This window comes from Undibacterium sp. Ji42W, from assembly GCF_049340405.1.
Lineage (GTDB): Bacteria > Pseudomonadota > Gammaproteobacteria > Burkholderiales > Burkholderiaceae_D > Undibacterium.
In genome coordinates, this window is record NZ_JBMPOV010000005.1 from 309,629 (window position 1) to 326,578 (window position 16,950).

Here is a 16,950-nt window from a genome sequence, read left to right on the forward strand (position 1 = left end):
GAACTGAAAAGGGGTCCACTTTGCTAAATAATTTACATCTATTGTGATGCAGGTTTAGCGCACAATTTTTCTTGTCTTGATAGCAGGGGACAGGAGTGATTGATGTGGCATTACCAGACATTACCGGCATCGCTTAGAACCGGCCAATCCCAACCGGGTGAGTGTAAAAATTTACATCAAAATATGCAACAGGAAATATAGCAGCTTGTAACTAAGCTGGGTTTCCCAAGGAATCATCTATCCACTTGATCAAGGCAGTGTTAACGGCAAGAGGTTGTTCTAGTGTGGACGCATGACCGCATTGAGGGATTATCGTTAATCGTGCGTTGGGAATAGCTGCCGCCATCTCCGCAGCTAATTCTGGTGGGGTGAGAATATCTGAATCCCCTACGAGAACAAGCGTCGGCACTGAAATAAATGATAAGCAGGGGCGACTATCTATACGCGAGATAATTGCATCAGTCTGCCGTTCAAATGCATCGATGCCCACTGCCATCACCATCCGGATATTTATTTCGCACAAGTTGCAGTCCCCTTTATGCGCTGGGTGGACAATCGAATTCAACGCTTCTGATGCGAGCGTAGTAAAGTCACCTTTGCGGAAGTTTGCAACCATGGCTCGACGTTGCTTGATCTGCTCAGCAGTATCCGGGCGCGCCGATGTATCTAGAAGCGCAAGCTTGAGTACACGGTCTGGTGCCTGTCTCATGATCTCAAGGCAAATATAACCACCCATTGAAATACCGGCGAGTGCAAATTGAGGAGGTGCTGTGGCCAGGATTGCAGAAGCCATCTCAGTTATTGAATTACCCTCCAGCGTCGATGCAACAGTCACTGGTCCAAACTGCCACAAAGCAGGTATTTGGAAGGTGAAAGCTTCTGCTGAGCAAAGCAATCCGGGCACGAGAACGATAGGCTGCATAGATATCCAGTGTGGAGCGTTAAGTGATTGTAGATATGGCAATTCCAATCTTTTGAGCGTAATACTTTGCCAGGATTGGCTTCTCCAGTTTGATAATGGCTCGCATTCTTTAATGCCTGCGCGTATCTTCCGTGATGCTGTCGCTACTTGCCTACATGGTGCTGATCAGATTGAGAAGTGTGTGCAGGTTAAGCTTGCATACAGCCTGAGTATGTCATTTATCGGGATAGCCATTGTAAAACTCGCTGGCTATTTTCCACTGCTGGTTGATTTTGATAAGTTGAATCACTTTCCAACCCTTTCCTTGATAGTCTTGGTCCCTACCTGCGCTCTCATAGTCGAGTGAAATCTGGGCCACGCTGCCAAGTTGCTCGATTTTAATGTTAGAAAATCTTTGCTTCAGTTTGCTTCCGCTTTCAAATACCGATTTTCTAAAATCAGCGTATTTTTGCACGCTTTGCAGATCATATTTTTTGTTGCCGTTGATATTGTCAGCAATATAGGAGAACGGGATATTCAGATCCAGAAGCTGCGATTCAAATAAAACCCGATCACCATTTGAGAAGGCCTGGACATAGTTGGTCAGAATTTGTCGTAACTGTTGATCGTCCTCTTTGGTCGGTCCATTCCAACCCGGTATTTCACCATTGGCTGCGATAGCGGTACTTGCGTTCGTGATATAGCCGAGCGCAAAGATAATCGTAGTAATTAAAGTTTTAGTAAACGACAGTTTCATGGTTACTCCTGATTGATTGTTATCGCGGTCAGGTTAATGCAGGTCTGTTACTTGGGGCTATCGAATTTTGCTGATGACCACCATTAAGCTTGCTAATGGCTAACTAATGTTTGATTCGTGCTGATGAATCCCATTTTATAAAGGCTACGGGTGGCCGCCGATATTTCACCTTGATCGCTTTTTCTTGAGATTCTCGAAACATATCGAACAGTCAGGGAGAATTCCAAACGCCTTCCACGACCTTGGCCTGGGAGCAGGGTGTGCAAACCTTGCCTAAACAAGTCTGCATTTTGCTAAGTCGCTTAGTCGGCGCCATCAACGAAAATAGGGGGAGTTCAATGAGGCTATAAAAAAAAGCCAGATCGCGCAATTGCCGCAATCTGGCCTGTCCCGGGGAGGGGATTTTTTAGCTGCTCAGCGAGAAGCTGATCGTTGCCGTGGCAATCACGGTCAGTGCTTTGCCATCTTCAAAATAAGGTTTAAAAATAGCACGCAATATGGCGACTTTGGCTGCTTCATCAAGGCGGTTTGAGCCAGATGATTTTTGCACATCGACTTTTTCTGCCTGGCCTTTTTCATTGACCAGCACACGCAAGGTCACTTTGCCTTCTTCGCCCATGCGTCTGGACATGGCTGGATAATCTGCCTGCGGTGCGCGTACGTATTCAACTGCACTGATCTGTTTTGGTAGTGCCGGGGCGGCTGGTGCCGGGGCAGTTTCCACTTTTGCCGCAACAGGCGCTGGTTGCGGGGCAGGAGGTACCGCCTGGGTGGTGATCTGGTGTACATCGGCTGGTATTTCTACCAATGGAACGATATGCGGGACCGCAGGTAAGGGTACTTGCACCGTCGCCAGCTTTTTCAGGGGGACTGGCTTGGGTGGTGGTTCTGTCTTGACCGCAGGTGGTTCGACAAAGGTCATCATCACTTCTTTTGGCAACATGTGGACTGCATGCGAAAGCAGACCATGTTCCAGCGCATAAAACAGCGCCAGGTGAGCCACGACGATGACGGCAAAAGAAAAGACGCGGGATTTGGGTGCTGTGAAATCTTGTGGAATTGATTGTAATGTAAGTGTGGACATGGTTAACCTCACGCAGTGACGGCGTTGGGCTGGAAGTGTAATTGCTGAATGAAATTCTGGAAGCTGGATGCATTATTGCGTTGCTCATCCATGCACTGGCGCATGACTTTGCGTGCACAGCCTGCGCATTTACCACAGCAAGTGCCAACATCGAGTTGCTCGCGCAGTTCAGCCATCGTACTGACGCCCATGGCGACAGCCTGATGAATTTTCTTTTCCGACACATTATTGCAAACACATACAATCATGAATTACTCCATTAATGCAGATTTTTTACCAGAGAAGTCTAACAACCAGCCCAATTTGCGCAGCTTGGTTTTTTGCGCGGCCTTCTTTTCTACCAGGCTGGCCCACTGCTCGGATAATTGCTGGCAAGTGGCTTTCAGCACAGGTGCCAGATCCGGCAAATTCGCCAGCACATACAAATGTCTTTCTATGACTGATGCAAGCCTGGTGCTGGCTTGCTCAGCTTCTTCCTGCGTCGCACTATTCGTGCTGTTGACTGTGTAATGCGACATCAGGTGCAATACTGCAGAAACCAGCAGTTCAGGCTGCTTGGATGTGGCAGTCAAACCCGATAATTCTTTGTTCATCAGCGTTCCACCTGGCATGTCCAGTCTCCAAGTATGATCAGCGTATCAGGCTGTCAATATCAGCTTGTTCAGTTGCGTAATGCGCAGTCGGTAAATACGACCCGCATGATCAATTTCCAGTTCACGCTTTTGCTGCATCAGATCACCGCTCTTGATACGCGGGATTTCTTTTGGAGCCTGAGTCGCGGTTGCTGTTGTCGCTGCTGTAATAGCTAGATCAGCGTGCTGGTGTAAAGCGTTATATGTAGTCATATTTACCTTGCAAATCTAAACGATAACAATTCTTATTTAGATTATTGAATATTCGAACTTGTTTGGCAAGTGTTTTTTGCTGATATTCGTCAGTTCAAGATTTACTTTTGCCTCGCTCATTAAAGTGGCAAACTAAATACGCTGAAAAAATAGCTTCAAGGCAATGCTTCCGAGAAGTGCTTGTCGCTTTTATATGGAAGAGGAAATGTTGGCGAGACTGATACTTACCCAAGCATTTCCGAAATGGAAATGCTTGGGCAAATGTTTGGAAATGACGTTGTTTGCAGCGTAAGAGGCTTCAAGAGCAGAAACTATATTATTTAGCTGGATGCATGCCCATAGCCTCACCCATGCAGATGGCTTTGGCGGGCGTCCAGGCTGGATTGAAATCCATCGTGCCTTTAGGGAATAGCATGACGACGGTAGAGCCTAGCAGGAACCGGCCCATTTCCTCACCTTTTTTCAAGACGATTTGCTGGTCATCGTAACGCCACTCGCGTACTTTAGCGCTACGTGGCGGGTTGACGATGCCATGCCAGGTGGTGGCCATGCTGCCGACGATGGTTGCACCAACCAGTGTCAATACAAAAGGGCCAAAGGCTGACTCGAATACGCACACCACGCGTTCATTGCGGGCAAACAGGCCGGGCACACCGCGTGCGGTAGTTGGATTAACCGAAAATAATGCCCCCGGCACATAGATCATGCGCGTCAAACGGCCATCACAAGGCATATGGATACGGTGATAGTCGCGTGGGCTCAGGTACAAGGTGGCAAAGCTGCCATCTTCAAACAGGGATGCCAGCTGGCTGTCGCCACCGACCAGGGCAGTAGTGCTATAGCTATGTCCCTTGGCCTGGAAAATCTGGTCTTTTTGTATGGGCCCAAACTGGCTGATGGCACCATCTACCGGGCTCAGCAAGTCGCTGCTGGCGAACGGACGGGCATCTGCACGCAGCGGGCGGGTAAAAAATTCATTGAAGCTGGCATAGCTGCTGATGTCGGGATTGGCAGCTTCCTGCATATTCACCTGGTATTTACCGACAAACCAGCGTATCAGGCGGGTAGTGAGCTTGCCTGCCTTTGCATTGGCAACTTTGCCGGCAAATACAGTCAGTGCCTGTTTTGGCATTAAATATTGTGGCAGTACGGCAAGGCGATCAGACACGGCGACTCACTTTTCAAAATGTTCAGGACAGCGATTATAACGTTGGGCGGGCAAAAGCCTGCTTTTTCTAAGGGAATCGGCGGCACATCGTCAGAAATTGTTTCTCCTGAGCTAAGGTTTTTGCAAATGAAGGGGGCGTATGCTATCGTCAATAGAAATACTTATTATTGCGTCCCCATGTCTGATGATAGCCAGCTAATTGTGATTGATCAGATCCGGATCGGGATGTTCATCAAACTCGACCTGAGTTGGTTCCAGCATTCTTTTCCGATGAACTCATTCAAGATCACCAGTCAACAGCAAATTGACGACCTGATCGCGCTCAAGCTCAAGCATGTACGCTATATCCCGTCGAAATCTGATCCGGCCACCGCCAAGCCTGCAAGCCAACCCCGGCCTGTTCCTGGCAATCTGCCAGCGTCCGCACCAAAACAGGTGTATGCCAGCATCATCGACGCTAAACGCGCCCGTTTTGAAAAACTGCAAAAGCAGCGTGATGAAATTGCCCGTTGCGAAGAAAAATTCGTGCAGGCTGCCAGCGTGGTCAAGAATATCAACCGCCTGATCTTTTCCAGGCCCAAAGAAACCATCATCGAAGCTGGCAAGCTGGTTGACAGCATGTCAGAAGTCCTGCTCAGCGGCAACGACACTGTCATGCACCTGATACAACAGACGGCGGGTAGTGAGGAATTGTATTTCCATACATTGAACGTATCAGTATTGGCGATGATGCTTGCCAATGAAGTGAAATGCAGCGACGAAATGATCAGGGAAATTGGCATTGCTGCCCTGTTTCATGATCTTGGCAAGGTCAACGTGCCAGAACATATTATTAACAAGACCGAGTCGCTGACCCGGCCTGAGCAAAATTTCTTTGAGCTGCATCCCGAATATGGTATTGAAGTTGGCAAAAAAGCAGGCTTGCCGCCAGTGGTGCTGGATGTGATTGCCCAACACCATGAATTCATGGACGGTACTGGTTACCCGCATAAACTGAAAGGCGATGCAATTGGCATGCACACACGTATTGTGACCATCGCCAATGTGTACGATAATTTATGTAATCACAATGATCCCAAACTATCATTGACGCCGCATGAAGCTTTATCGACCATGTATGCGCACAGGCGTTCGCAGTTTGATGCAGCCATCATGGCGACTCTGGTCAAGAGTCTTGGCGTATATCCGCCAGGCACGTTGGTCAGATTGTCGAATGAAGCCATTGGCCTGGTCATGAATGTGAATGTGGGCAAGCCCTTGCGGCCACGCGTGCTGGTCTACGACGCGGAGATACCCAAGGAAGTTGCCATCATTCTGGATCTTGCAGAAGAGAACAAGGAATTATCCATCAGCGCCAGCATACGGCCTGGTTTATTGCCCAGGGCAATTTTCAACTACCTGAACCCGCGCAAAAGGGTCAATTATTATTTTGACTCGCAATCGAAGAAAACACAGGGCGGCCCTTTACCAGGCCAGAATTAGCAGAAATGACCGACACCAGCATGTCACAGTCAGCATCCGTTTTGAGTAATGGATTGCTGCGTCATATTCTTGACCATAGTCGTGAGGCGATTCTGGTGGTGGATATGCAACGCATGGCGCTGGCGGATGCAAATCAACTGGCCTGCCTGATGCTTGCCTATCAGTATGACGAGCTGCTGGGCTTGCCGCTGGCAAATATAGAATGTTCACTGCAAGATGTATTCTTTTGGGAAAGCCTGCGTGCAGATGCGCAGGCAGAGGGGCGGGCGATTGCAGAAAGTGAATGGATCAGCCGCCATGGCGTTTCCTTCCCGGTAGAGAAGCGCGTTTCCACTTTTATTGAACAGGATAAAGAGTTTTTTATCATTCACGCCGAAGACATTACCCACAGGCGTGAATTGGTAGAGGGCCATGTACACCTCGTGGCGCAATTGCAAAGCTCGCTGGATGCAACCGCTGAGGGCATCCTGTCGATAGATTTGCATGGCAACGTGGTGAACATCAACCAGCGCTTTTCTTCCATGTGGCAATTGAGTGACGAGTTGTTGGCGTCACGAGATGAGGCGCAGATGTTTGCCCACCTCAGGCAGGCGCTGCATGACGCCGACGATTTTTTTGCCAGCCTGGGGAAAATCAACGAAGACCCAAATCTGGAAACCGAAGATTTGATGACCCTCAAAGACGGGCGTTATTTTATCTGTGTGTCAAAACCAGAATTTATGCGCGATAGACGGGTAGGGCGGGTTTTCAGTGTGCGCGATATCACCCAAATGAAAGAAGCCGAATGCAGCCTGGTGGCCGCCAGGGATGCCGCAGAACAAGCCAGCAAAGAAAAATCACGCATGCTGGAAGCCTTGCTGATCAGTGAGTCTCGCCTGCGCCGCCTGGTCAATTCCAGTCTCATCGGCATCATGCAGGGCAATCTGAATGGAAGACTGACAGAGGCCAATGATGTCTTGTTGCAATTGGCAGGCGTACAAAGGATGGAGTTTGAAGAATCTGGCATGAGCTGGCTGGACCGGACCACAGAAGAAAGTCATGCATCGCATCAAAATGCCATGGCAGAAATACGCCTGTATGGCCAGGCCAAACCGTATGAGGGCGAGTTGATACGCGAGGATGGTCTGCGTATTCCCGTCATGGTTGGCTTGGCTCAACTCGAGGGTTCGCTGGAAGAATGGGTGGGCTTTGTGCTTGACCTGACTGAGCAGCGCAAGGCTGACCGCATCAAGTCTGAATTCATTTCTGTTGTCAGCCATGAACTGCGTACCCCCTTGACCTCGATACGGGGTGCGCTGGGTTTGCTGGAAAATGGTGTGGCTGGTGAATTGACCGCCAAGACCATGCAGTTGATTAAGGTCGCCCACAGGAATTGCCAGCGCCTGGGTGTGCTGGTCAATGACATCCTGGACATGGAAAAACTGGCGTCCGGGAAAATGGTCATCAATATAGAACGCTTTGATCTGGTTGCCATCACCAGGCAGGCAATAGAAGCCAATGCTGGTTATGCCCAGGCATTGAACGTGCGTTACCGCATTACCGGCCACCCCGATAATGCCTGGGCCATGGGTGACAATGTGCGCGTCATGCAAGTGTTTGCCAACTTGCTGTCCAATGCGGCCAAGTTTTCACCGAATGGGGCAGAGGTGCACATCAGGATTACCGACAATGCAGGCATCTATAAGGTAGAGGTTGAAGATCACGGGCCAGGCATACCCATGTCTTTCAGGGAACAGATTTTCAAGAAATTTGCCCAGGCAGACGGCACCAATACCCGGCAACAGGGCGGCACTGGCCTGGGTTTGAATATCACCAAGACCTTTGTTGAAAAAATGGGCGGTGAAATCGGCTTTGAAACTGAAGAGGGTAAAGGCAGCATATTCTGGTTTACTCTTTTGGCCTCGGCGCACCGCCGACACGACAGATAGTCTTGAGTTTTTGACTTTACGCCCTATCTCTTACCTACACACGCATAGCCTGTTTATTAAATATCGCGGACAAGATTTTAGCTAATTGAATGGTAGTTAAAATCTATTGGATATTTAAAATTCATAGTGATATGCTTCTTGTCGTTGTGGATATATTGTCCACCTTGTTACGTCATCAGGAGAATTTAATGAAAACTGTAGGTCAAAAACTCGACGCATTCAAAGTTCCAGCAGCCAAGCCAGGCTTCAATCATCACGAAGAAAATGGCGTGTCCGCATTCGAAGACATCACTGAAGCGTCGTTCCCGGGCAAATGGAAAATCATTTATTTCTACCCAAAAGATTTTACTTTTGTTTGCCCAACTGAAATCGTTGAATTTGCCAAACTGACTAGCGATTTCGCTGACCGCGATGCTGTTCTGCTGGGCGGTTCTACAGATAACGAATTCTGCAAACTCGCATGGCGCCGTGAGCATAAAGACCTGGACAAACTGAACCACTATGCATTCGGCGATTCAACCGGTTCTTTGGTAGACATGCTGGGTGTACGTGATGTCAACGCTGGTGTTGCACTGCGCGCTACTTTCATCGTTGATCCTGACAATGTCATTCAGCATGTTTCTGTCAACAACCTCAACGTGGGCCGTAACCCGACAGAAATCCTGCGTATTCTGGATGGTCTGCAAACAGATGAACTGTGCCCATGCAACCGTACAGTAGGCGGCTCCACTCTGTAATTAAGAGCGCCCAGTTGTCGATGTAAAATAAACCCGCCCCGGCGGGTTTTAAAACCACTTTTTGATAGGTAAATACTATGGAATTCTTGAATTTAATTAAAAGTCGTATCCCTGATTACGCCAAGGATATCCGTCTGAACATTGATGGCACGATCGCCCGCTCTAGCCTGGAAGGCAATGACGCGGTAGGTGTAGCGCTGGCCGCTGCATTCGCGGCAAAAAGTACAGTGATCATTGAAGCCATCAAATCCAGTGGCGCAATTACGCCAGAAGAAATCAATGCAGCGCTGACAGCAGCGGCTTTGATGGGTATGAACAATGTCTGGTACCCGTATGTGGAAATGGCTGACGATGCCGACCTGAAAACCCAGGCTGCCCAGTTGCGTATGAATGCCTATGCCACCAATGGGGGTGTTGATAAGCGCCGCTTCGAGATGTATGCCTTGTCGGCTTCCATCATCGGCAAATGCCATTTCTGCGTGAAATCGCATTTTGAGTTGTTGAAGAAGGAAGGCATGTCGGCGACGCAGTTGCGCGATGTGGGTCGTATTGCTGCTGTTGTGAATGCGGCGGCGCAGGTTATTTCTGCTGAGACTGTGTAAAGTTTGCAAATCGCGTGCAGGTGGCGGTTGTCGATTTTGGTCCCTTCTCCTTCAAGGAAATTCTTGGGAATTCGCAAAGCGCAGCTTTGTGCCACGAATCTCTAAGCCGCTTGCAAGCGGCGTGGTGGGGAAGGTTGGGATGAGGATGGGGTTCTGTCGATTAGCGGCAATCACAAATTCGTCGCGTAGGTTGGGCTGGGCCTCGCTATGCTACGCTTGATCAGCCCAACACTGGGCTTATCAAGCACGTATTCGTCATTGTGAAAGCTGGAGACCTCCGAACCAGCGTTCCTGTGGCGTTCGTTGCATTGCTGTACTTTGATTAAAGCGATTGCCCTCCGTAGAACCAAGCCGGGTCTCGGCCCGGCCGAAATTCTTTCTTTGCACGCCAAAGAAAGTATTCAAAGAAAGGCGACCCAGACGTAGCCGCCCCTTCGCGGTTACCGTTTGTGCAATACAAAAAATGGGAAGGCCCGAAACTCGCTTCCCTTGCAGGGCGCACAATCGCTTGCAAGCGATTGCCGTTACACAGGCATGCAGCATGCTGCACGAAACCCCTGCTACACCTCAGACAGCGGCTCTTCTTAATCCATTTTCTGTCCAGTACAAATGGCGGCTACACATGGGAGCGGCAAAAGTCAAAAGCAACTTCAGCCCCAAAGTCAAACCCAACAGCAATCCAGTTCGACCTCACTTCAAATTACAACAATTCCCTAACGCGACTTCCTCTTAAAAATCCCCAACACCACAATCAGCAGCAACAAAGGCAATAAAAACGGCGAAAATATCATCAAAAACAAGCCGCCTATCAGCACCGCAAAACCCACCAGCAAGAACGACACCCCCGCAATCACCAGCCCTGCCATGATCATGGCAAAAACGATGGCAACGAGGGCTACGGCGATGCCGCCGATTGAAAAACCATTGTCAGAAAAAATATCAAAATCATCCGGACTCCAGTCCAGGTTCAAATCGATGGGGCTGTCCATGACATACCAGATGACCAGCAACAGTACGCAAAATGCGGTGAAGCGGGCGGATGATTTTTGGTCTGACATGGCTGGCTTGTTCCTCGCTTATTTCTGAATATTTACCGACTTATTGATCAACTTATTTGCCAACATTGATGAAGGGTATTGCTCCGCCAGTGGTGGTTGGCAAATGGCCATCCCATTTTTCTATGGCCTTGGCCTGGTTCTCGGTTTCACGCAGGCGTAGCAGTTCTGGTGTGACTTGCTGTCTTTGCAGGGAAAGTGCTTCTGCTTCAGCCCGGGCGCGGGATATTTTTTGTTTCGCTTCTACTTCTATCCTTTGCAGGTCGCGCTCGGCTTTCATCTTCAATTGATCAGCGGTGGTCTTGGCTTCAATCGCTTCATTGAAGGTGCGGCTGAAGTTGAAATTGACGATGGAAAATTCATCAACCACCAGGCCATGTCTTGCCATGCGTTCTTTCAGAGCCAGGATGATTTCATCGCGCACTTGTGAGCGGCGTGAAATCAGTTCTTCCGCAGTGAAGCGGGCAGTCACAGCTTTGACAGCCTCTTGCACACTAGGGATGATGATGCGTTCACCAGGTTCATTACCAAGATCACGGAAGACCGAGACCACTGCATCTGGCCTGACGTGATAGTTGATAGCGATCTTGGTGTGCACGGTTTGTAAATCCTTGGAAGCAGCATCGCCATCACCTTCGCCTTTTTGTATGGCGACGGAAACCTTTTGCATTTTCTGGGCGATAGGCCATACCCAGTGTATGCCTTCACTGTAGACCTCATCCGAGGGTTTGCCAAATGTTGTTAGTACACCGCGATGGCCTGCAGGGATAGTAGCGAAGGGGCTGAGGATGAACAGGACCAGCAAGACGATCAGGCCGACCGCAAACTTGGGAAGAAAATTACGCATGATTTTTAAATTCAAGGAATGAAAACAACCGCAGTATAGGTGTTTTTTACATAAGTATTCCCGGTAATCGGAGGGTAAAACTACCGCTTATTTTGCGTTCTCTGAACTTGCATAAATTGCTACAAATGCCACTTCACCAACGCGATGATAAGCGCGGTACATGCCTTCGGTATTGAAGGGCAGTACGATATTGCCAAGCCTGTCTATGCCTATGACGCCACCCTCGCCTTCATACAGGGGCAGTTTATCCATGACGACATTATTGGCAGCCTGCTCAAGACTAAGACCCAGGTATTGCATCTGCGCAGCAATATCATGCAATGCCAGGCTGCGCATGAAGGCTTCACCCGTACCTGTTGCAGACAGGGCAGCAGTTTGGTTGTCGGCATAACAGCCAGCACCCAGCATGGGCGTGTCACCCACGCGGCCTGGCAGTTTGTTGGTCATACCGCCTGTGGAAGTTGCAGCGGCCAGGTTACCATGCACATCCAGCGCGACAGCACCTACCGTACCAAATTTTTTATCAGGATCGAGCGGTGCGGGTTCTGGTGCTGCTTCAGGTGTAGTCGTCAGCAAATTCGCTGCATCGTGATCCAGCAGCATGCCAGATTCTTGCCGTGCGCGTTGCAATTGCGCATGGCGCTCTTCTGTATAAAAGTAAGATAGGTCTTCAAATGGCAGGCAATGTTTACGCAGGAATTCTTCTGCACCTGTGCCCACCATCAAGACATGAGGGCTGTGTTCCATGACTGCTCTTGCTGCCTGTATGGGATTGCGCACATGCTGTATGCAAGCGACTGCACCAGCGCGGCGGCTCTTGCCATCCATGATGGCGGCATCCATTTCCATGGTGCCTGCGTTGGTGAATACCGCACCTTTGCCAGCATTGAATAAGGGGCAGTCTTCCAGCAAGCTGACGGCAAGGATCACAGCATCAAGTGCGCTGCCACCTTTTGCCAATACGGCATTACCAGCATTGACGACAGACCGCAATGCATCCAGATAGCATGCTTCCTGTTCTGTAGTCAGGCTGCTGCGTAAGATCGTGCCAGCGCCACCGTGGATGGCGATAGCGGCAGGTGCGGCCATCTTATGCTGGCCTGTCCATGTCGATGATCTTGCTGGCTGCTGCTGCATGCTGCTTGCGGGTCGTGGCATTCGGTTCCTGATACAACCATGGCAGCATGAACTTGGTCATTTCAGATGCAGCATGCACCGGGGCCTTGGCCTGGTGGGCGACTGCACTGCAAATCGCTTCTATCAGGCACAGCGCTGCTCCTTCAGAGTTCGGTGAGAAATTGCGGCGGGTTTGCGCATACAGGGTGATGTTGGCCAGCGAAGCGAGTGGCGAACTTGGCGCATCCGTCAGCGCGAGGATGGGCACACCCTTGTCACGTAACTGCTGCAGGATGGTGACCACATCTTCTGCATAGCGCGGGAAGGAAATGCCGATGACCAGATCGCGCTCTGTGTATTTGAACAATTGCCGCGCGACATTCGATGGGCCGCCTGAACCCAGAGTTGATTGCACAGTATTACAGAATGGGTCCAGGCTATGCGCCATCAGGCCAGCCAGGAAGGCGCTCGCCCCATAGCCGACGATGTAAATTCTTTCGGCGTTCAGTATCTGGCGTACGGCATGGTTGCACAAATCAGGAGCCAGTCCGCGGCGGGTAGCTTCCAGATTGGCCATGTCTTCATTGAGAGAACTGGAAATAATTTCTGTGCTGGTGGCAGGGCGCTGGATTTCGCTGCGCAGATTATCGATAGGTGCCAGCATGGCTTCAAAGCCATACACCAGTTCAGCACGGAATTGCGGATAACCTTCAAAGCCCAGCGCCCTGGCAAAGCGATTTGCCGTGGCGACCGAGATGCCGACGGCATTTGCCAGCTCATCGATAGACATGGTGGCTGATCGAAATACATTCGACAGCACATAATCGGCTGCTTTTCTGTGTGCTTTTGACAAGTTCATATAGACCTTGCCTATGCGCGCATTAACAGTACCACCCAGGGATTGCGTATCAGGACGATTCATATCGACTGGCTTTTCCGGTGAAATAGAAATGTAAATATAATTTCATCGATTTAAATTGTAAAGAAATGAATCGTGTCAAATCGATGAATGTCTCTCTCCGTACATATTTTGGATAATTTGGACTATTTAGGAGATTTGTCAGGATAAACAAAATACATCAAATTTTGTTCTGAATTTACCTGAATTTACGCAAGCTAATGGTGGTGTAATTGAAAAGATTGCAGTCACTTAATAACATGAATTGAAACTATTCAGTTATTTACCAAACGGTAAAAAAATGCCCACAGGCATGTGGGCATTCAGTCTGTTGGCGATCGCAAAGTAGCGATTGCTTAATTACAAAATGGCTTAGCGGCTGGCCAGATCAATGATTCCGCCACCCAGGCAAACATCGCCATCATACAAAACTGCAGACTGGCCAGGCGTGACTGCCCATTGGGCCTGCGGGAAGTCCAGTTGAAAACGCGCACTGTCACCGCTGAAATGGCAAGCCACATCAGGCTGGCGGTAACGGGTCTTGGCAGATAGCTCACCGGCTTGCGGTGCTTGGCCCGCCACCCAGCTGACTTGCCCGGCTTCCAGACCAGCAGACAATAACCATGGGTGATCATGGCCCTGCACTGCATACAGGGTGTTCGCTTCTACATCTTTTTTCGCGACATACCAGGCGTCGCTGCTGCCGTCGGCATTCTGGTGCGACTTGATACCGCCTATGCCTATGCCTTTGCGCTGACCCAGGGTATAAAAACTCAGACCCACATGCTGGCCTATGATTTCACCTTCCGGCGTCTGAATATTGCCCGGCTTGTACGACAGATAGCGATTCAAAAATTCGCGGAAAGGGCGTTCACCGATAAAGCAAATGCCAGTCGAGTCTTTTTTCTTCGCATTCGGTAATTGCAATTGCTCAGCGATCTTGCGTACTTCAGTCTTCTGGATTTCACCAAGCGGAAACAGGGTATTTGCCAGTTGCTTCTGGTTCAGCCTGTGCAGGAAATAACTCTGGTCCTTGCTGGCATCCATGGCTTTCATCAACTGGAACTGGCCATTCATTTCACGCACGCGGGCGTAGTGGCCAGTGGCGATGTAATCGGCACCCAGCTTCATGGCGTGGTCAAGAAAGGCCTTGAACTTGATTTCGGCATTGCACAGTACGTCCGGGTTCGGTGTGCGTCCAGCCTGGTATTCACGCAGGAACTCGGCAAAGACACGGTCCTTGTATTCGCTGGCGAAATTGACGGCTTCGATATCGACACCAACGACATCGGCAACGCTGACGGCATCTATCCAGTCTTCGCGGGTAGAGCAGTATTCTGAATCGTCGTCATCTTCCCAGTTTTTCATGTACAGGCCGATGACTTCATAGCCCTGTTCTTTCAGCAGCCATGCCGAGACGGACGAATCAACGCCGCCTGACATGCCTATTACGACTTTTTTCTTGCTCATTTTTGCGGTTCCAAGTTTCCAAGTGCGCTTGGATGGGTAAACAACAGGGACAGCGGCGCGTGCTGCCCCTGCAAATAATCATTGATGCACTGCATGACCAAAGGGCTACGATGCCTGTCCTGTGACGCCAGCAAGTCGGCATAACTCATCCACACGGTGCGCAGGATGCCGGTATCAAGCGGCCTGTCCTGCGCTGCACCCAGTTCACCGCTGAAGGCAAAGCGCAGGTAAGTCACGGCTTCACCCTTTGTGGGGGAAATGAAACGCGACATATACGTACCGATCAGTCCGGTAGGTGTGAAAGCGTGCGCGGTTTCTTCCAGTGTTTCGCGGATGACAGCCTGTTCCAGCGATTCGTTGGGGTCAAGATGACCGGCAGGTTGATTGATGCGGATACCGTCAGGTGTTTCTTCTTCAATCATGAAAAACTGTTGGTCGCGCTCAATAATTGCGGCTACAGTGACGGAGGGTTTCCAAATGGCAGACATAGCATTTCCCGGTAAGTCCGACATTTTACTTTGCCGTCAGATTTTGTGTGGCAATCCAGCAAATTTGAGACCGAATTAGCTAATGCGTAATTTATCTATGCTGGCTTATTTCTGTGCTTCCAGCGTATTTTGATTTTGCACCAAACTTGTACAGTTTTTGATTTTAGTGTCAAGTGACTGTTTTTAAAGGAAATTATTTGGTTTTATTGATGTCTGCAGGACGTCATCAGCATGATTCTTTAAAGAAATTTGCAGAAAACACAAAAAAGTGAACGGTTGTGCTAAAAAACATTTTGCGTGTAATATCGTTGTCGAATATCAAATGTAAGATTCGGGTAAGAAAACTAGTGACCCGCATCAGCAAAAAAATAATGGAACGGTCAGAGCTTACCCTTGGCCATTCCAGCACGAAATTGATACACCAATATTCATACTAAAAAAGGGAGCAAATCTATGAAAATCGGCATACCCGCCGAGTCACGGCCGGGGGAGACGCGTGTAGCGGCAACCCCAGAAACCATCAAGAAATATGTCGCCGCCAAACATCAGGTGATCGTGCAGTCTGGTGCGGGCGTGGCGTCCAGTATTACTGACGAGGCTTACCAGGTTGCCGGTGCAGAAATTGGCACTGCTGCCGATGCACTTGGCGCTGAACTGGTCTTGAAAGTACGCGCCCCCAATGCAGAAGAACGTGCGCTGATGAAATCAGGCACGGTGCTGGTCGGCATGCTCAATCCTTTTGACGTAGACAATATTGCGGCAATGGCCACACACGGCCTGTCCGCATTTGCACTCGAAGCTGCACCGCGCATTACCCGTGCGCAGTCGCTCGACGTCTTGTCTTCGCAAGCCAATATCGCCGGTTACAAGGCTGTCATGCTGGCTGCCAATACCTATCAACGCTTCATGCCCATGCTGATGACAGCGGCAGGCACGGTCAAGGCCGCACGCGTATTGATCATGGGTGTGGGCGTAGCCGGTTTGCAAGCCATTGCCACAGCCAAGCGCCTCGGTGCTGTGATTGAAGCGTCGGATGTACGCCCGCCCGTCAAGGAACAGGTTGAATCCCTGGGCGCGAAATTTATCGACGTGCCTTATGAAACTGATGAAGAACGCGAGATCGCCAAAGGTGTCGGCGGTTACGCCCGCCCCATGCCAGCAGCATGGATGGAAAGACAGGCAGCACTGGTGCATGAACGTGCCAAGCAAGCTGACATTATTATTACTACAGCCCTGATCCCTGGCCGCAAGGCACCAATTCTGATCTCGGAAGAAACTGTCAAGGCCATGAAACCGGGCTCGGTCATCGTTGATATGGCGGTAGAGCAGGGTGGCAATTGCCCCTTGTCTGAACTCAACAAGACGGTCACCAAGTACGGCGTGCACATCATCGGCGAGCCTAACCTGGCAACCCTGGTGGCAGCCGATGCATCGGCCCTGTATGCACGTAATGTGCTGGACTTCCTCAAGCTCATCATCGACAAGGACGCTGCTCTGGCGATGAACCGTGAAGATGAAATCGTCGCTGCCACCCTGGTTTGCTCAGGCGGTGAAGTCCTGAAGAAATAGAAT

Annotated in this window: 18 protein-coding genes; 5 read left to right on the top strand and 13 right to left on the bottom strand. The window is 49.9% G+C overall.

Translation table 11 applies throughout. From position 1 onward, the window contains the following. Positions 1–211: 211 nt before the first annotated feature. From ACO0LG_RS13380 to asd, 7 genes are all read right to left on the bottom strand, one after another. Positions 212–922, bottom strand: coding sequence for an alpha/beta fold hydrolase (locus tag ACO0LG_RS13380; protein WP_423027055.1), 711 nt, complete (start codon positions 920–922; stop codon positions 212–214). Positions 923–1,136: 214 nt separating this feature from the next. Further along, entirely contained in the window at positions 1,137–1,658 is a 522-nt protein-coding gene (locus ACO0LG_RS13385) for a hypothetical protein (RefSeq protein WP_423027057.1), read from the bottom strand. Between the two features lie 406 nt (positions 1,659–2,064). Further along, positions 2,065–2,742 (bottom strand): energy transducer TonB, encoded by a 678-nt coding sequence (locus ACO0LG_RS13390; protein WP_423027059.1) that lies wholly within the window; start codon positions 2,740–2,742, stop codon positions 2,065–2,067. An 8-nt stretch (positions 2,743–2,750) separates the two neighbouring features. Continuing rightward, a complete protein-coding gene (locus tag ACO0LG_RS13395; protein WP_423027061.1) occupies positions 2,751–2,990 on the bottom strand; it encodes a (2Fe-2S)-binding protein in 240 nt (79 codons plus the stop codon). Between the two features lie 3 nt (positions 2,991–2,993). Then, positions 2,994–3,335 carry a hypothetical protein gene (locus ACO0LG_RS13400; RefSeq protein ID WP_423027063.1) on the bottom strand — a complete coding sequence of 114 codons (342 nt, stop codon included), beginning with the start codon at positions 3,333–3,335 and terminating at the stop codon, positions 2,994–2,996. A gap of 45 nt (positions 3,336–3,380) precedes the next feature. Next, positions 3,381–3,587, bottom strand: coding sequence for a hemin uptake protein HemP (hemP, locus tag ACO0LG_RS13405; RefSeq protein WP_423027065.1), 207 nt, complete (start codon positions 3,585–3,587; stop codon positions 3,381–3,383). 316 nt (positions 3,588–3,903) lie between these two features. Next, positions 3,904–4,755: an archaetidylserine decarboxylase gene (gene asd / locus ACO0LG_RS13410; protein WP_423027067.1), complete on the bottom strand. Its 852-nt coding sequence runs from the start codon at positions 4,753–4,755 to the stop codon at positions 3,904–3,906. Positions 4,756–4,932: 177 nt separating this feature from the next. Between asd and ACO0LG_RS13415 the strand changes: the two genes are divergently transcribed. The 4 genes from ACO0LG_RS13415 to ACO0LG_RS13430 all read left to right on the top strand — a co-directional run bounded on the left by ACO0LG_RS13415 (position 4,933) and on the right by ACO0LG_RS13430 (position 9,504). Next, positions 4,933–6,237, top strand: a complete 1,305-nt coding sequence (locus tag ACO0LG_RS13415) for an HD-GYP domain-containing protein (RefSeq protein WP_423027069.1) — start codon at positions 4,933–4,935, stop codon at positions 6,235–6,237. Positions 6,238–6,242: 5 nt separating this feature from the next. After that, complete coding sequence (locus tag ACO0LG_RS13420) at positions 6,243–8,165, top strand: PAS domain-containing sensor histidine kinase (protein WP_423027071.1); 1,923 nt, start codon at positions 6,243–6,245, stop codon at positions 8,163–8,165. 188 nt (positions 8,166–8,353) lie between these two features. After that, positions 8,354–8,902: a peroxiredoxin gene (locus ACO0LG_RS13425; RefSeq protein ID WP_186950912.1), complete on the top strand. Its 549-nt coding sequence runs from the start codon at positions 8,354–8,356 to the stop codon at positions 8,900–8,902. Between the two features lie 77 nt (positions 8,903–8,979). After that, entirely contained in the window at positions 8,980–9,504 is a 525-nt protein-coding gene (locus ACO0LG_RS13430) for a carboxymuconolactone decarboxylase family protein (protein ID WP_186950911.1), read from the top strand. Between the two features lie 713 nt (positions 9,505–10,217). On the opposite strand, the gene ACO0LG_RS13435 is transcribed toward ACO0LG_RS13430, so the two are convergent. The 6 genes from ACO0LG_RS13435 to ACO0LG_RS13460 all read right to left on the bottom strand — a co-directional run bounded on the left by ACO0LG_RS13435 (position 10,218) and on the right by ACO0LG_RS13460 (position 15,378). After that, positions 10,218–10,562: a hypothetical protein gene (locus tag ACO0LG_RS13435; protein ID WP_423027073.1), complete on the bottom strand. Its 345-nt coding sequence runs from the start codon at positions 10,560–10,562 to the stop codon at positions 10,218–10,220. Positions 10,563–10,614: 52 nt separating this feature from the next. Then, a complete protein-coding gene (locus ACO0LG_RS13440) occupies positions 10,615–11,406 on the bottom strand; it encodes a prohibitin family protein (RefSeq protein ID WP_423027075.1) in 792 nt (263 codons plus the stop codon). Between the two features lie 87 nt (positions 11,407–11,493). After that, entirely contained in the window at positions 11,494–12,495 is a 1,002-nt protein-coding gene (locus ACO0LG_RS13445; protein WP_423027269.1) for an isoaspartyl peptidase/L-asparaginase family protein, read from the bottom strand. A 1-nt stretch (position 12,496) separates the two neighbouring features. Next, a complete protein-coding gene (locus tag ACO0LG_RS13450; RefSeq protein WP_423027077.1) occupies positions 12,497–13,444 on the bottom strand; it encodes a MurR/RpiR family transcriptional regulator in 948 nt (315 codons plus the stop codon). A 348-nt stretch (positions 13,445–13,792) separates the two neighbouring features. Next, positions 13,793–14,890, bottom strand: coding sequence for a tRNA 2-thiouridine(34) synthase MnmA (gene mnmA / locus ACO0LG_RS13455; protein WP_423027079.1), 1,098 nt, complete (start codon positions 14,888–14,890; stop codon positions 13,793–13,795). After that, a complete protein-coding gene (locus ACO0LG_RS13460) occupies positions 14,887–15,378 on the bottom strand; it encodes an NUDIX hydrolase (protein WP_423027081.1) in 492 nt (163 codons plus the stop codon). The genes mnmA and ACO0LG_RS13460 overlap by 4 nt, the downstream gene beginning before the upstream one ends. A 453-nt stretch (positions 15,379–15,831) precedes the next feature. On the opposite strand from ACO0LG_RS13460, the gene ACO0LG_RS13465 reads away from it, so the two are divergent. Further along, positions 15,832–16,947 (top strand): Re/Si-specific NAD(P)(+) transhydrogenase subunit alpha, encoded by a 1,116-nt coding sequence (locus tag ACO0LG_RS13465; RefSeq protein ID WP_423027083.1) that lies wholly within the window; start codon positions 15,832–15,834, stop codon positions 16,945–16,947. Positions 16,948–16,950: the final 3 nt, after the last annotated feature.

Coding starts and splice junctions, on each gene's coding strand:
- ACO0LG_RS13380 (WP_423027055.1), bottom strand. CDS start 922: ATGCAGCCTATCGTTCTCGTGCCCGGATTGCTTTGCTCAGCAGAAGCT.
- ACO0LG_RS13385 (WP_423027057.1), bottom strand. CDS start 1,658: ATGAAACTGTCGTTTACTAAAACTTTAATTACTACGATTATCTTTGCG.
- ACO0LG_RS13390 (WP_423027059.1), bottom strand. CDS start 2,742: ATGTCCACACTTACATTACAATCAATTCCACAAGATTTCACAGCACCC.
- ACO0LG_RS13395 (WP_423027061.1), bottom strand. CDS start 2,990: ATGATTGTATGTGTTTGCAATAATGTGTCGGAAAAGAAAATTCATCAG.
- ACO0LG_RS13400 (WP_423027063.1), bottom strand. CDS start 3,335: ATGAACAAAGAATTATCGGGTTTGACTGCCACATCCAAGCAGCCTGAA.
- hemP (WP_423027065.1), bottom strand. CDS start 3,587: ATGACTACATATAACGCTTTACACCAGCACGCTGATCTAGCTATTACA.
- ACO0LG_RS13415 (WP_423027069.1), top strand. CDS start 4,933: ATGTCTGATGATAGCCAGCTAATTGTGATTGATCAGATCCGGATCGGG.
- ACO0LG_RS13420 (WP_423027071.1), top strand. CDS start 6,243: ATGACCGACACCAGCATGTCACAGTCAGCATCCGTTTTGAGTAATGGA.
- ACO0LG_RS13425 (WP_186950912.1), top strand. CDS start 8,354: ATGAAAACTGTAGGTCAAAAACTCGACGCATTCAAAGTTCCAGCAGCC.
- ACO0LG_RS13430 (WP_186950911.1), top strand. CDS start 8,980: ATGGAATTCTTGAATTTAATTAAAAGTCGTATCCCTGATTACGCCAAG.
- ACO0LG_RS13435 (WP_423027073.1), bottom strand. CDS start 10,562: ATGTCAGACCAAAAATCATCCGCCCGCTTCACCGCATTTTGCGTACTG.
- ACO0LG_RS13440 (WP_423027075.1), bottom strand. CDS start 11,406: ATGCGTAATTTTCTTCCCAAGTTTGCGGTCGGCCTGATCGTCTTGCTG.
- ACO0LG_RS13445 (WP_423027269.1), bottom strand. CDS start 12,495: ATGGCCGCACCTGCCGCTATCGCCATCCACGGTGGCGCTGGCACGATC.
- ACO0LG_RS13450 (WP_423027077.1), bottom strand. CDS start 13,444: ATGAATCGTCCTGATACGCAATCCCTGGGTGGTACTGTTAATGCGCGC.
- mnmA (WP_423027079.1), bottom strand. CDS start 14,890: ATGAGCAAGAAAAAAGTCGTAATAGGCATGTCAGGCGGCGTTGATTCG.
- ACO0LG_RS13460 (WP_423027081.1), bottom strand. CDS start 15,378: ATGTCTGCCATTTGGAAACCCTCCGTCACTGTAGCCGCAATTATTGAG.
- ACO0LG_RS13465 (WP_423027083.1), top strand. CDS start 15,832: ATGAAAATCGGCATACCCGCCGAGTCACGGCCGGGGGAGACGCGTGTA.